This is a genomic window from Flavobacteriales bacterium (genome assembly GCA_021739695.1).
GTDB lineage: Bacteria > Bacteroidota > Bacteroidia > UBA10329 > UBA10329 > UBA10329.
This window is the reverse complement of the sequence record JAIPBM010000001.1, coordinates 207,673-221,960: the sequence shown is the minus strand read 5'-3', so window position 1 is coordinate 221,960 and position 14,288 is coordinate 207,673. Positions and strand designations below refer to the sequence as shown.

Sequence of the window (14,288 nt, the reverse complement as noted above, 5' to 3'; positions counted from 1 at the left end):
TCAAAGAAAAGAATAGAATGAGAATTCTTACTCAGAATAATGCGTGGATCATCGGAGTACTTGTAATGGCCCTTGGCCTAGGTGCCTGCAAAACACAGAAACAGACAACTGCAGTTGCGTCAGAAACAGATGGGATTGAAATAGTAGTAGAGGAGCCGATTGAAAAGGAAACCCGCACGTACATGGCTTCCAACACCCGTACGTTCGACCTGCTTCATACTTCGCTGGATGTTCGCTTCGATTGGACCAAGCAACAGTTGATCGGCAAAGCAGAGCTCACGCTACAGCCTTATTTCTATTCAAGCAAAAAGCTGACGCTCGATGCCAAAGGTTTTGACCTTCGGGCGGTGAGCATTAAAAAGGATGGAAACCTGCAATCGCTGAAATACACCTACGATAACGAGAAGATCTTCATTGAACTGGATAAGGAATATGCGCGCAACGAAACGCTGATCATTTGGGTAGATTATGTGGCCAAACCGGAAGAATTGGAAGCGGAAGGAAGCGCAGCCATCACAGATGCCAAAGGACTTTATTTCATCAATCCACTAGGCGAGGATAAAGACAAGCCAAAACAGATCTGGACGCAGGGCGAGACCGAATCAAGTTCTTGCTGGTTCCCTACCATCGATTCTCCGAATGAGAACATGACGCAGGACATCAAAATAACCGTTGATAGCCGTTACGTGACCCTTTCAAATGGATTATTGCTGAGTTCACGTCCAAACGGAGACGGAACAAGAACTGACCATTGGAAACAGACCAAACCACACGCGCCTTATTTGGCCATGATGGCCGTTGGTGAGTTTGCTGTGATAAAAGATAAGTGGAAAGGAATTGATGTGGATTACTACGTTGAGCCAGCGTTTGAGCCATATGCGAAGGCCATTTTTGGAGAAACGCCAAACATGCTCGATTTCTATTCAGACGTGCTCGATTATCCATACGCTTGGGAGAAATACAGCCAAATTGTTGTGCGCGATTATGTTTCTGGTGCCATGGAAAACACCACTGCTACCATTCATGGCGAATTTGTGCAACGCACCGAGCGCGAACTGATTGATGGCGACAACGAAGAGATCATTGCGCACGAGTTGTTTCACCATTGGTTCGGTGATCTTGTAACCTGCGAAAGCTGGAGCAATTTGCCGCTCAACGAATCCTTTGCCACCTATGGCGAATATCTATGGCTAGAGCATCGTCATGGTCGCGATGAGGCTGACAAGCACGGTTACGAGCAAATGCGTCAGTACATAGCTTCTTTGGCCCAATCTGGCGGTCCAGTAGACATGATCCGATTTTATTATGACAATAAAGAGGACATGTTTGATGCGCATTCATACAACAAAGGCGGACGTATTCTGCATATGCTTCGCAAAACAATTGGAGACGAGGCATTCTTCAAAGGCTTGAACCTTTATTTGAATGACAATAAATTCCAGTCGGTGGAAATTCACCAATTGCGTTTGGCCATGGAGAAAGTGACCGGAATGGACCTCAATTGGTTCTTCAACCAATGGTTCTTGGACAAAGGTCACCCAAACCTGAAGATCGCTCACAATTACAACGAGGAGATGAAGAAATACAGCGTAACCATCAGCCAAACTCAAGACCTGAAAGAATTCCCTCTGTACAGAATTCCGATGGATGTGGATGTGTATTTCGGAGGAGCTGTTAACAGATATCGAATTGACCTTACAGATGAAGAGCAGACATTTGATTTCGATGTGTTGGGCAAGCCATCGCTTGTAATTGTTGATGCAGAGAACATGCTTTTGGGAACAAAAGAGGAAACCATTTCTGAAGAAGAGAATATTTTCAAACTGAAAAATGCGCCACTGTTCTTAGATAAGGTGGAAGCCATGAATGGTCTGAAAGCATCAAATGATCCTGCTGCCTTGGATGCAATTCTGAATGCACTGGACGACACGTACTGGGCTGCGCGGAGAATAGCACTTGCATCGCTGAAAGGAAAAGCAGTGGCAGATACTTCGCTTCTTAAAAACAAGTTGATCTGGTTGACTCAGAAAGACCAAAAATCGCTGGTACGCGCAGAAGCGTTGGCACTTTTGGCAGAAACATTTAGCAGCGATCCAAACGTGAAATTGGTGATTGAAGGCGCAATGAAAGATCGATCATACATGGTTTTAGGCGCAGCGCTTAAGGCAATAGCCGAGTATGATGAGAACCGTGCGCTAAGCTTGGCCAAAGAAGCTGAAAAAGATGCTTCAGGTTCGCTTGTGTCGTCTATTGCATCGCTCTATTCTCAAAAAGGTGGTGCCGAAGAAATCGATTTCTTCCTGAATGGTATTGATAAGATTTCTGATCCGAACGAGAAATACGTTTACGTTCAGATCTTTGGTAAATACTTGATGAAGCAAGACATCGCAACCCAAACAAAAGGACTTGGAATGCTGAAGGATCTTGCTCTTAACGAAGGAGCATGGTGGATGCGCCTTTCTTCACTTCAGGTTTTGATGGGTCTTCGCCAATCTGCCGAAGCGCAGGATTCGGCCGAAGCCAAGTCGTTGGTGGAAACTATCGCATCAGTAATTGATGAGGTGAAAGCCAAGGAAACCAATGATATGATCAAAGGAATGTTGGGCGAATAAGCTCAGAATCAGGTAGGGAACAGCAACAATTCCTGAACGGAAGTTTGATTATTTCAAACCTTCCAGCTTTCCTTTTATTTCTTCATCCAGCGGAAAGAAAACGCGGGCGGTAAGCAACACGGTCTTTGCAGAATCGAGATAATTGACCTCTGTAAGATGATCGATGTAATAGACCACAGCTTCTTTTAAGAGTGGTGAACTGATCGGGTCTGGTTTGTAATCTAGGTTACGATAATTCTCCTCCAAAACAGGAAAGCTTGCTTTGATCTCGCGCTCAGCTTCAAACATGGAACTCAATCGGATATCCGTTACTCCTTTTGCAAATTGGATGAATGCATCGTTTGGCGCAATGTCTTGCAATTGTTTGTAGGTATACGATGCCTTTCGGTAATCATTTTCCTTCTCGAAAGCTCTTGCTGCGGCAATCCCTTCTTTCTTCATCAGATCAAAATATTCTTGATTGTCCGTTACTATTGCCCCTTCCTTATCCTTAGAAACGGCTTTGCCAGCAAATTTCAATGCATCGCGAAAAGCGGATTTATAGCGCTCTTTGATTTTCTCATCATCAGACTTCGACAACTCGTAGAAACACATGGAAGCCCACAGATAAGGCTCCGGATTTTTGCGGTATTTGTCGTTGTCCATCAGCGCTTCGGCCGATTCGAGCGCTGATTCAAAACTGCCTTTTTCATATTTCTTGGCAACGTTGTCAAACTCAGCATTATTTACTTGTGCATGCAAAGAGGAATTCAAAACCAGGAAAAGGAAAACAATGGAAAGATGTCTCATTCGGTAATCAATATCCTTTCGTTTGTTGAATAATTCGAATTGGACGAGAGCAGGGTGTACAAACCAGGTGCCAGATCAGAAAGATCAAGTACCGTCTTTCGCGCGCTAACAATTCCAGTGTAAACCACGCGGCCAACCTGATCGCAGATGGAAAACGCAGAACCGATCATTGCCTCATCGAATACCAAATTGGTGCTGCCACTGCTTGGATTCGGATAAACCTGCGTACGGATCTGCTTAACTGCGTGTTCGACAGAAGTTGCGATGTAAGCTGAATTTTTCAGCTCGATGATGGAATTCTGCCATGTTAGACTGGTTCCCCAAGATGGCCCGTTGGTAGCAAGAAAAACCCGTCCATCTGGTGACATGCAGATGTCTCTTAATCGATCGAACAATCCGCTGCTAAAAGAGGAAGAAGGATTGTTTGCATGGGCGTTATTGAATAGAATCTCCTGACTTACCACGGTTGTTCCATCCATGTTGTCAACTTCAATTACCTTCAGATGCTCTGCCTTTAGTACGGTCATCAACATTTTTCCTTGCCATTCTGGAATGGCAGGATGGTCGTACCAAATGAGGTCAGAAGGGGCAATGGTAGAACTCTGATACCAAATGGCCAATGGGTCTTGATAATTGGTCATGGCGTTGCAGTCGCTAAGTTCAGCACCTGTGCAGAATCCTTCTACATCTGGCCAACCATAATTCCCACCAGGAACGATGATGTTGAACTCGTCATTCGTGGTTGGACCATGCTCAGAACTGTAAAGAATGCCGTTTGGAGCCAGCGCCAATCCCTGCGCGTTTCTGTGTCCTTTCGAATAGATATAGCTACTTGTCCCGAAGGGATTGTCGTCAGGTATGCTGCCGTCAAAGTTCATTCTCAATATCTTGCCGCTCACAGAAGTCTCGTTTTGAGGTGAAGATTGATTTTGATAATCACCAGTGGTTGCAAGTAGTGTATTGTCAGGCAGGACAAATAATCGGCATCCGATGTGGGTAGTATTTCCATTAATCCCCTCCACCAACGTCAATGGATTCTCAAGCATTCCACTCGTACTGTTATAGTCGTATCGTACAACCCGTTCCTTAATTCCTCCGCTTGAATAAGTGTAGGCCAAGAAAACCTGCGGTGTATTCTCGAAATCTGGATGCAGTGCCAAACCTAGCAGGCCTGCTTCGGAATTATCGTAAACCGTATTGGTCAGATCGAGAATTGTGGTGCGTTGTCCCGTTTCTGGGTTCAGACGACTGACGCGTCCGTAACGTTCGGTCATCCAAATATGGTCATCTGGTCCCCAAGTAATTTCCCAAGGAATATCTATTCCATTTGTAGAATTGGTTCCTTGAATGACAACCCTTACATCAAGTGTAGTATTTCCAACAGTAACCGTGCTTGGCTGCCCAAGAGCGAATCCAAAGCTTGAAATAGAAAAAAGGGATAGGAGCGTAAACTTTCTGATCATAAAGGTCAATTTGGAATTGTGAAAACCAAATATAGCACGCTACTACGTGAATCCCTTACTTTTAGAAAGGATTGGTTGCCCAAACTGTCACTTCAGGAACAAAACCGCGATCGTCCATTTTTAGCTGAGCAACAATTACATCAGCAATCTCCTTTGGTCTGAGCTTATTCGAAACCTCATCTCTGCTTACTCCGTCTGCTTTGCCAAACGCAGTGGTCACCTCCGATGGATTCACGTGCATCACGCGAACGTTATATGGTCTTAGGTCGGCTTGCCAGCATTGGCTTAATCCGCGAAGCGCAAATTTTGATGAAGAATAGATGCTTCCCTTAGCATAACCTTTGACCGAAGCGGTAGAACCGATGTTCACGATATTTCCAGCTTTCTGCTTTTTGAAAATGTTTGCCGCTGCCTGTCCCATCATGGCCGCACCGAAAACGTTGGTTTGATAGACACGTAGCATGTCGTCCATGTTCAGGTCGCCCAATTCTGCCCAACCAGCACCAAATCCTGCATTATTTATCAAAATGTCGAACGATTCATTTTCAGTCATGATGCGATCGAAGGTGCTGTTGACATCTGATTGAAGCGAAGCATCGGCATGAATGGCAAGCGCTCCGATCTCGGATGCTGCGGCCTCTAAGCGTTCCTTGTTTCTTCCAGTGATGTATACTTTGGCTCCTTCTTCAATAAGTTGAAGAGCGATTTCTTTGCCAATACCGTTGCTTCCGCCCGTTACCAGCGCAATTTTTCCTTTTAATTCCATGAATGTGTAAGCTTGAAACAGTAGTTATTGTTCAATCTGAACATGCGAAAAATCGCGATAACCCATAAAGTTGTTGCCTAGGTCTTTAACCACAGCATCATAAATGCAATACGATTCATAACCAACCGATTCAGACTCTCGTTGCATCACGAATTTCGGATGCTTTCCAGAAAACTCAGCCACGTGCTGTTCAAGAATCTCTTTCACAGGATCAAGATAAAGCCCAGAAACCACGTCAATTTCTCCATCGAAAAAAGCCGCTAACTGTTCTTCTTTTGTTGAAATGGTTTTGAAACTAAGCGAATCGATGTAAGGCAAACGATTGCCAAAGGCGTCACTCAAGAAATAATCTGGATTCCGCTCAAGAAGCAATCCGTTTTCATCAAGGTTGTACTTGAACGGCCCGGCACCGACCTTCGATTCTCCGGCATATTTCAGATCGGCCTTCTCAGAAACAACTGCAGTAGAAGGTTGTGCCAAAACGAATAGGAATGACTTATCTGGTTTCAGTAGTTGAATCTTCAGTTTATAGTCATCAATTACTGTTACACCTGTTAGTTCTTGAGACTCTCCAGAGTGAAATGCATCAGCTCCTACAACCCGATTACTGAATGTGCTTTCAAAAGCAGCTGCATCTGAGGCGCAAAGCCGACCGAAACTATAAGCAAAGTCTTTGGCGGTAATTTCTCTCGAACTATTGCCGAAACACGCGTCTCTGTGAAATGTGGCACCTTTTCTAAGGGCGAAAACATACGATGTGCCGGCATCATCAACAGACCAACTTTCGGCCAATCCAGGAAGAACCTCTAGCGATTGATCGTCAAGTCGCAAAAGTCCGCAATGAAGATGAAGCCCTATTTCTGAAGATACGGCATCTGTTATTTGGCTTGGTATGAAGGTTTTAGGGTTTTGCGGAACGGCTACTTTCAACAATCCACCTACCTCGGCATTGCCCTTTGCTATCCGATGCGTCTGTGTATTTTCAACCCTTTCACACGAATAAAATGTAACCGTGGAAAGAAATATGAGTAGAAAGGCGCGGGTATATCTTTGTGTCATTGCCTAAGTGCTTTACACAAGATTAACGTTTAAGCTCAAAGAAATCAAGTATGTCGACCATTTGTCTAAAACTTGCACATTCAATTGGCATCTGTTTTGATTTATCTTTACAACCCTGTAATATTGCCTGTTACTAACATGTTTTCCACACAAATGAAACAACTCCTTACCAGCAGAAAACAGATTCTATCTGTTCTTGTAGTACTTTTCTCCTTGCCATCCATGGCAGGAACCATTCTTTTGGAAGGAAACTACCACGGTAGAAACCTGTATGTCCAGAATCCATTTGCCTCAGAAGGGGTTGGTTTTTGCACCTTTGAAGTAAAGGTTAACGGTCAGGTTACAACTGACGAGATCAATTCAAGCGCTTATGAGATTGACCTGAGTTTCTTTCAGTTGGAACTTGGTTCTGCTGTTGAGATCAGAATTTCTCACAAGGATGATTGTAAGCCAAAGGTTGTAAACCCTGAAGTGCTTAAGCCGATGAGCACCTTTGAGGTGGCTTCAATTGGTATCAGCAAAGCTGGATTGCTTGAACTCACAACTTCGAACGAAACAGGAAAACTTCCTTACACCATCGAGCAGTTCCGTTGGAACAAATGGGTTGAAGTAGGTGAATTTGAAGGCAAAGGAAATCCTGAAAAGAACGATTACGAAGTTCAACTTACTACGGTTCATACTGGTCAGAACAGATTTCGCGTAAAACAACTGGATCAGCGTGGAAAGCCTCGCTATTCGTTTGAAGCCAAGATCAATTCGCCACTTCCAGAGATCACATTCCAACCAGGCGATGGCAAGAAGGCAGATGACGCACTCAATTTCTCTGATATGACCTTGTATGAAATTTACAATGGATACGGAAACATCGTGGCCAAAGGAGTTGCAAAACGAGTAGATGTAAGTGGATTGGAAAAGGGCACTTACTACCTCAATTACGGTACGGCAACGGCAACATTCAAGAAGTAGTTGATTTTAACAAAACAGTAAAGGCCGTTCCAATTCTATGGAGCGGCCTTTTTATTTTACGCCATGGAACACATCGAACATTTGGGAATTGCGGTTGAAAGTTTAGAGCGCTCCATTCCGATTTACGAGCAACTTCTTAATACCAAGTGTTATAAGCAAGAAGCGGTGGAATCGGAAAATGTGGTCACTGCCTTTTTCCAAACTGGCAACAACAAGATTGAACTGCTAGAGGCAACATCGCCAGAAAGCGCCATCGCCAAGTTTGTGGCAAAGCGTGGAGAAGGAATTCATCACGTAGCTTATGCCGTAAACGACATCCATCAGGAAATGGCGCGTTTGAAAGCCGAAGGTTTCCGATTGCTGAACGAGCAGCCAAAACGTGGTGCCGACAATAAGCTTATTTGCTTCGTTCATCCAAAAGACACGTCAGGAGTGTTGATGGAATTGTGTCAAGAAATTTCAGAATAGATCAAGGATCGTTTCGCCTCGGTCAACCCACAGGTGATAGGTTTGCAAACCAACTTTTTTCGCCCCGTCTATGTGTTGCGGAGAATCGTCAATGAACAAGGTTTCTGATGGATTGAAACCCATTTCATCCAGCACGAGTTGAAAGATCCGCTCCTCGGGTTTACGCATTCCAACATGGTAAGAGTAATACAGCTTCTGGAAGTAATCTGAAAGATCTTCAAACCCAAAATTGCTCATTAGGCTTTTTTCGAACTGATGAATATGAATTTCATTGGTATTGCTTAGTAACGCCAGTTTTTTTTCGCTTCCCAATCTGTGCAGAAGGTCAAGTCGTTGTGGTGGCAGATCCAACAGCATCATGTTCCACGCATGGTCAATTTCAGCGTCTGATAATTCCATTCTAAAAACGGCTCGAATGCCATTTCTGAAATCTGCAGAACTGATTTCTCCACGTTCATAATTATCAAAAAGGTCTGTCTGCACCAATTGAGAATAATTATTCTCAAAATCCAGAAGGCCAAGATTGCGAAACGCAGCGATGGTTTTTGAATAATCAATGTTCAGAATGACTCCACCAAGATCGAAAATGATATTCTGAAAGTCTTTTGGCTTCATGAAAACCGTATTGGTTAACAAGAGTCAAATATATACTTTTGGCCTCCGCTTCAAATGAAGCAGAAAGCCGCAAGGCACGGGCCTATAGCTCAGCTGGTTAGAGCACTTGACTCATAATCAAGGGGTCCCTGGTTCAAGCCCAGGTGGGCCCACAAAACGTAAGAAGGAGTTGCGGATGAAAATCGGTAACTCCTTTTTTGTACCCAGACCCCTATCAAAAAGAAACCACGTTCAGACGATCGGTTGTTCACGAAACCTATCTTTGCTGCTTAGGCATAAAGAAAATGAGTAGCAAGCTGCACTTTTACAACACGATAACTAGAAAGAAGGAAGAATTTGTTCCTGCAAATGCACCGTTTGTAGGCATGTATGTTTGTGGACCAACGGTTTATGGCGATGCGCATTTGGGCCACGCCCGTTCAGCCATCACATTCGATATCGTTTTCAGATACCTGAAACACCTTGGTTATAAGGTGCGCTACGTTCGCAACATTACCGATGTAGGACATTTGGAGAACGATGCCGACCATGGCGAAGATAAGGTGGCCAAAAAAGCGCGTCTTGAGCAATTGGAACCGATGGAGGTCGTTCAGTATTACAAGGACCGATATCATCGAGATATGGATGCGCTGAACAATAATCGGCCTTCCATAGAGCCTCAAGCTTCAGGGCATATCATCGAGCAAATTGCCATGACCGAGAAGTTGCTTCAGAACGGGTTTGCCTACGTTTCCAATGGTTCCGTGTATTTTGACGTGAAGAAATATGCTGAAAAAAATCACTACGGAAAGCTGTCGGGAAGAAAGATAGAGGACCTGCAATCAAACACGCGCGATCTTGATGGGCAGGACGAAAAGAAAAGTGGGCTGGATTTCGCGCTTTGGAAAAAGGCTTCGCCTGAGCATATCATGAGATGGCCTTCTCCTTGGAGCGAAGGCTTTCCGGGCTGGCATATTGAATGTTCTGTAATGAGCAGCAAATACCTTGGAAACTCCTTTGATATTCATGGAGGTGGAATGGACCTGCTTTTCCCTCATCATGAGTGTGAAATTGCACAATCGGTAGGGTCGAATGGAGAAGAACCAGCTAAGTATTGGCTACACAATAACATGATCACGCTTAACGGTCAGAAAATGGCCAAATCGTTGGGCAACACCATCATGTTGCACGAGTTCTTTTCTGGAGATAATAAATTGCTGGATCAGGCTTTCGATCCTATGACCATACGGTTCTTTATTCTGCAGGCGCACTACAGAAGCACACTCGATTTTAGCAATGAAGCGCTGTTGGCGGCTCAAAAAGGGTATTCCAAGTTAAGGAGCGCACTTGCAACTGCTCGCGAACTTTCCTTGAATTGGAACCAAGACACACCAGAAGTGGCAGCCAAAATTGCCAAATGGTCGGAAGAATGTACTGAAGCAATGAATGACGACATGAACACGTCTTTGACCATTGCTACGCTGTTCGATATTTCGTCATACATCAACGGGTTGAAGAATGGGCAAGAGAAGCTCATTCCAAGTAAGAACGAATTTGAGCAGGTAGTAGCGCTCTTTGCCAGTTATTTCGAGGATGTGCTTGGTTTAGGAAGCAATGTGTCGGATGGCCAAAGTGGAAAAACATTGAATGATGTGATGGACGTGTTGCTTGATTTACGCAGCATTGCCAAACAGAATAAGGATTACAATACTGCCGATGCTATTCGCGATAAACTGAAAGCCATCGGTGTAACCATTATGGACGGAAAAGATGGTGCTGATTGGCAATTGGGGTAAAGCGTCTTTCTTTTTTGCGTTGCTTTTGGCAATTGGCGCCTGCAATCCCAATAAGCGGATTCCTGCACAACAGCAACTTAACGCTGCTCCCGATTTTCAGGCTGATTCTGCTTACGCTTTTATCAAGCAACAATTGGCGTTTGGCCCTAGAGTACCGGGAACGGAATCTCACAAGAAATGTGGCGATCATCTGGTGAAAACCTTTAAAAGATATGGGTTCGCTGTTTCTGAGCAGGTCGATTCAATGAAGGTCTACACTGGCTATGCATCTGCGTTCAGGAATATCATTGCCTCTTCAGACACTGCACGTTCCGATCGTGTTCTGCTTTTCGCCCATTGGGATAGTCGGAAATATGCAGACAGAGATGTTCAAGACCAGGAAAAGCCAATTTCAGGCGCAAACGACAATGCGAGTGGTGTAGCCGTTCTATTGGAGATGGCGCGGTTGATCTCAGAACGGTCACCAGAAGTAGGCGTGGATATCGTCCTATTTGACCTTGAAGACCAAGGACGCCCAGCAACGGATGTCTATGACGACCCATACGATCACGGCTTTTGTCGAGGTTCTTGGTATTGGTCGGAACGTGTTGATTCGACCGGTTACCGATACGGGATATTGCTTGATATGGTAGGCGCGAAAGACGCCATTTTTACCTTGGATGCAACGTCTATGGAGTATGCGCCTGATGTGGTGTACAAGGTATGGGACATGGGCCATCAACTTGGCTACGGAAAGCATTTCCAGTATAACCGAACATGGGAAATTTTGGATGATCATGTCAACGTCAATCTTTTCGCACACATTCCTTGCATCGATATCGTTCAGCATGATGCTCAAACAGAATCGCGGTTTGCGAACTATTGGCACACGCACTCCGATAACATCGATGTTATTGACCGCGAAACATTGAAAGCGGTTGGACAAACGGTGATGCAAATTGTTTATAATGAGTAAGTTGCGGATTCTAATCGTTTCAAATATTAAGGAAAATGGGTACGGAGAAAGTACTCGCCCAATGTTTATTGGTGATGGTCTTTCAGACATTGGCCATGAGATATTGCACGTTTGCGATAAATCTGGAAAAGGAAAAAGCCGTGTTGCTTTTATGAGCAAAGATTCTCTAGAATCTGGCATATCAATTCTTGATAGGGCATTTAATTTTGCATGGCTTTTTGTGAGGGTGCGCTTATTCAAGCCCGATGTAATTTATGTACATCAACTCAACAATTGGATGTGGGTAAGGCTTTCGAGAGCACTTCCAAAAGTTCCAAGGGTTTATGACGCACATACCTCTGTCTTTTATGAGCATCAGAATTTTGGTGCAGATGAAGAAGGTCAGCAAATAACCTTTGACCGGGAGAAAAGCGCTGTTATTGAATCAGACCTTGTAATAACTGTTTCGTCTGAAACCAGCAAGATTCTCTCGGAGATCTACAACAAGCCCGAGTCAAAGTTACACATTGTTAAAAACGCCACGCAGATTATTCCGATTCGAAAGATTCTCAGTCCAAAGAATGAACGATTTATTTGCACTTCAGTTCTTCCAATAGATGGATTTCCAAGCAACGATATGGCTTTGGAAATGCTTTTGGATATAGCTGCAGAAGTTGAATCGGAAGACTCAAGCATTCTATTTGTCGTTATCGGTGGTGGCACGAAACCATTGCCAAAAAGCGGCAATGTGTTGTATACGGGCTTTATCGAAGACTTTGAAGACGAGATACTTAAATCAGACATCTGCTTGGCAACTTACCCTGATGGTGCAGTATGCGGAGGTGTTCGTAATAAGATTTGTGATTTTCTTGCGCTTGGTCAAGCCATCGTTAGTACCCCTGAAGGAATGCGTGGTTTTGACGACTGTCATCCTCAGGTAGATTATTTTAAAGCAATCAATCAGGCAGAATTTGTTAGTGCAATTCTTCACCTCAGTAAGAACCGAGAGGAATTGGAACAATTTAGGATTAATGCATTGTCACGTGGCAATACTTATCAGTGGTCAGAACGGGCGAAGGAAGTTGAATCCATTTTCCAATCGCTTAATGGTGTCGTTGCAGATCTATTATCATCTGACCAAAACAACGTAGCTGAGCCTTTTTTCTCCATAATTACACCAACTTATAATCGCGCATCCTTTCTAGGAGAAATGATAGTTAGCGTTCAAGCTCAGACATTCTCCGACTACGAGCATATTATTGTTGATGATGGTTCTGAGGACAATTCGGAAGGTCTAGTAAAAGAATATGCAAATGAAGACCAACGCATTATTTACATTAAGCAACAAAATAAAGGAAGAAGTATAGCTCGAAATGTCGGAATTACCGCTGCCAGGGGAAGGTTTATATGTTTTTTAGACAGTGATGACTTGTGGTTGCCAGACCATCTAGGCACGCTGCGAAAAGCTGCTGTTTCCTTGAAGCAAGATACAATGCTTCACACAGGATTGATTTGGTTTTATGAAAACGGAATCAAAGAGCATAAGGTAAAATATAGTGATCGCAATAAGTTTAATTCAGATGTCGAGTACGTCATTGCCAATCAGTTTGCGCCCGATTCCGTTTGTGTTTCCCGAAAAATTTTGTACAAATATCAATTTAATCCAGCTCTATTCATTAACGAAGACGTAGAACTTTGGGCAAGAATAACGTCAGAATTTCCAGTTTTGCCAGTAAGCGGATATACGGCTAAACTTCGGGTTCATTCGGGAAATACTGATAAACAGTCCAGGGACAGTATTTTGCATTTGATTTATGTGTTTTCGTCTCTGCTGAATAATCCATTGGTTAACGAGAAACTATCGGTAAACTTCATTCGAAATAAACAGCGAGGTTTGAAAGAATTGCTCATCAGGCATTATCAAAGCACTGGTCAGCGAACGCAATTGATCAGAGAACTCCTGTTTTTTTTAATTCAATTTCCAGAAGCACCTCGCAACAGTGCCAAGTTGGTCACCCTGATTTACAACCTTCCGGGAGGAAGCTTGTTAAAAAGTCTTATCACATCAATTAAGAGCCTCAAAGGTTGAGTAATTTAGCCGTCAGCCGTGTCAGATAGTCTAGTTATCATACCAACATACAACGAGAAGGAGAACATCCATCAGATGATCCGTAAGGTGATGTCGTTGGATAAAAAGTTCGACCTTCTGATTATTGATGATGGTTCGCCCGATGGAACGGCCTCCATGGTAAAGGAACTATTAGAAGAATTCCAAGGGAGGCTTTTTATTGAAGAACGGTCTGGCAAACTTGGGCTGGGCACTGCCTACATCCATGGTTTTAAATGGGCCTTGGCGCGTGAATACGAGTTCATTTTTGAGATGGATTGCGATTTTTCGCATAATCCAGAAGACCTGACCAATCTTTACAATGCTGCCGTGGATGAACCGGCCGACCTTGTGATCGGATCGCGCTACATCCGAGGTGTAAATGTGGTTAATTGGCCAATGAGCCGCGTGCTGATGTCTTATTACGCATCAACTTACGTACGTTTCATTACGGGAATGACCATCAGAGATACAACTGCTGGCTTCAAATGCTACAGAAGAACCGTATTGGAAACAATTCCGTTGGATGACATCAAGTTTTACGGTTATGCATTTCAGATAGAGATGAAATTCATCACTTGGAAATACGGCTTCATCATTAAGGAAATACCGATAATCTTCACAGACAGAACAGCAGGCGAGTCGAAAATGAGTTCAGGCATTTTCAAAGAAGCCATTTTCGGAGTGTTGGAAATGAGAATCAAAAGCCTGTTCAAGAGTTATAAACGATAAAG

Annotated in this window: 12 protein-coding genes and 1 tRNA gene; 8 read left to right on the top strand and 5 right to left on the bottom strand. The window is 43.8% G+C overall.

Going from position 1 to position 14,288, the window contains the following annotated elements; translation table 11 throughout:
* Positions 1-17 precede the first annotated feature (17 nt).
* On the top strand, positions 18-2,612 hold the full coding sequence (locus K9J17_00975; GenBank protein MCF8275278.1) for a M1 family peptidase: 2,595 nt from the start codon (positions 18-20) through the stop codon (positions 2,610-2,612).
* Between the two features lie 48 nt (positions 2,613-2,660).
* On the opposite strand, the gene K9J17_00970 is transcribed toward K9J17_00975, so the two are convergent.
* The 4 genes from K9J17_00970 to K9J17_00955 form a co-directional block, all read right to left on the bottom strand.
* Positions 2,661-3,401, bottom strand: coding sequence for a hypothetical protein (locus tag K9J17_00970; protein ID MCF8275277.1), 741 nt, complete (start codon positions 3,399-3,401; stop codon positions 2,661-2,663).
* Positions 3,398-4,864, bottom strand: a complete 1,467-nt coding sequence (locus K9J17_00965) for a PQQ-dependent sugar dehydrogenase (protein MCF8275276.1) — start codon at positions 4,862-4,864, stop codon at positions 3,398-3,400. The genes K9J17_00970 and K9J17_00965 overlap by 4 nt, the downstream gene beginning before the upstream one ends.
* A gap of 61 nt (positions 4,865-4,925) precedes the next feature.
* The gene (locus tag K9J17_00960; GenBank protein ID MCF8275275.1) at positions 4,926-5,630 is read right to left on the bottom strand and encodes an SDR family NAD(P)-dependent oxidoreductase; all 705 of its coding nucleotides are present in this window, start codon (positions 5,628-5,630) and stop codon (positions 4,926-4,928) included.
* Between the two features lie 24 nt (positions 5,631-5,654).
* Positions 5,655-6,689: an ABC transporter substrate-binding protein gene (locus tag K9J17_00955; GenBank protein ID MCF8275274.1), complete on the bottom strand. Its 1,035-nt coding sequence runs from the start codon at positions 6,687-6,689 to the stop codon at positions 5,655-5,657.
* Between the two features lie 153 nt (positions 6,690-6,842).
* On the opposite strand from K9J17_00955, the gene K9J17_00950 reads away from it, so the two are divergent.
* On the top strand, positions 6,843-7,655 hold the full coding sequence (locus K9J17_00950; GenBank protein ID MCF8275273.1) for a hypothetical protein: 813 nt from the start codon (positions 6,843-6,845) through the stop codon (positions 7,653-7,655).
* Between the two features lie 63 nt (positions 7,656-7,718).
* Entirely contained in the window at positions 7,719-8,123 is a 405-nt protein-coding gene (gene mce, locus K9J17_00945) for a methylmalonyl-CoA epimerase (protein ID MCF8275272.1), read from the top strand.
* On the opposite strand, the gene K9J17_00940 is transcribed toward mce, so the two are convergent.
* Complete coding sequence (locus tag K9J17_00940; GenBank protein MCF8275271.1) at positions 8,115-8,738, bottom strand: HAD family phosphatase; 624 nt, start codon at positions 8,736-8,738, stop codon at positions 8,115-8,117. The genes mce and K9J17_00940 overlap by 9 nt on opposite strands.
* A 78-nt stretch (positions 8,739-8,816) precedes the next feature.
* Between K9J17_00940 and K9J17_00935 the strand changes: the two genes are divergently transcribed.
* The 5 genes from K9J17_00935 to K9J17_00915 all read left to right on the top strand — a co-directional run bounded on the left by K9J17_00935 (position 8,817) and on the right by K9J17_00915 (position 14,286).
* A tRNA-Ile gene (locus tag K9J17_00935) sits at positions 8,817-8,890 on the top strand.
* Between the two features lie 132 nt (positions 8,891-9,022).
* Positions 9,023-10,513 carry a cysteine--tRNA ligase gene (gene cysS / locus K9J17_00930; GenBank protein ID MCF8275270.1) on the top strand — a complete coding sequence of 497 codons (1,491 nt, stop codon included), beginning with the start codon at positions 9,023-9,025 and terminating at the stop codon, positions 10,511-10,513.
* Positions 10,488-11,468, top strand: coding sequence for a M28 family peptidase (locus tag K9J17_00925; protein MCF8275269.1), 981 nt, complete (start codon positions 10,488-10,490; stop codon positions 11,466-11,468). Before cysS ends, K9J17_00925 begins: the two co-directional genes overlap by 26 nt.
* A complete protein-coding gene (locus tag K9J17_00920; GenBank protein ID MCF8275268.1) occupies positions 11,461-13,536 on the top strand; it encodes a glycosyltransferase in 2,076 nt (691 codons plus the stop codon). Before K9J17_00925 ends, K9J17_00920 begins: the two co-directional genes overlap by 8 nt.
* Positions 13,537-13,554: 18 nt before the next feature.
* Positions 13,555-14,286, top strand: coding sequence for a polyprenol monophosphomannose synthase (locus tag K9J17_00915; protein MCF8275267.1), 732 nt, complete (start codon positions 13,555-13,557; stop codon positions 14,284-14,286).
* Positions 14,287-14,288: the final 2 nt, after the last annotated feature.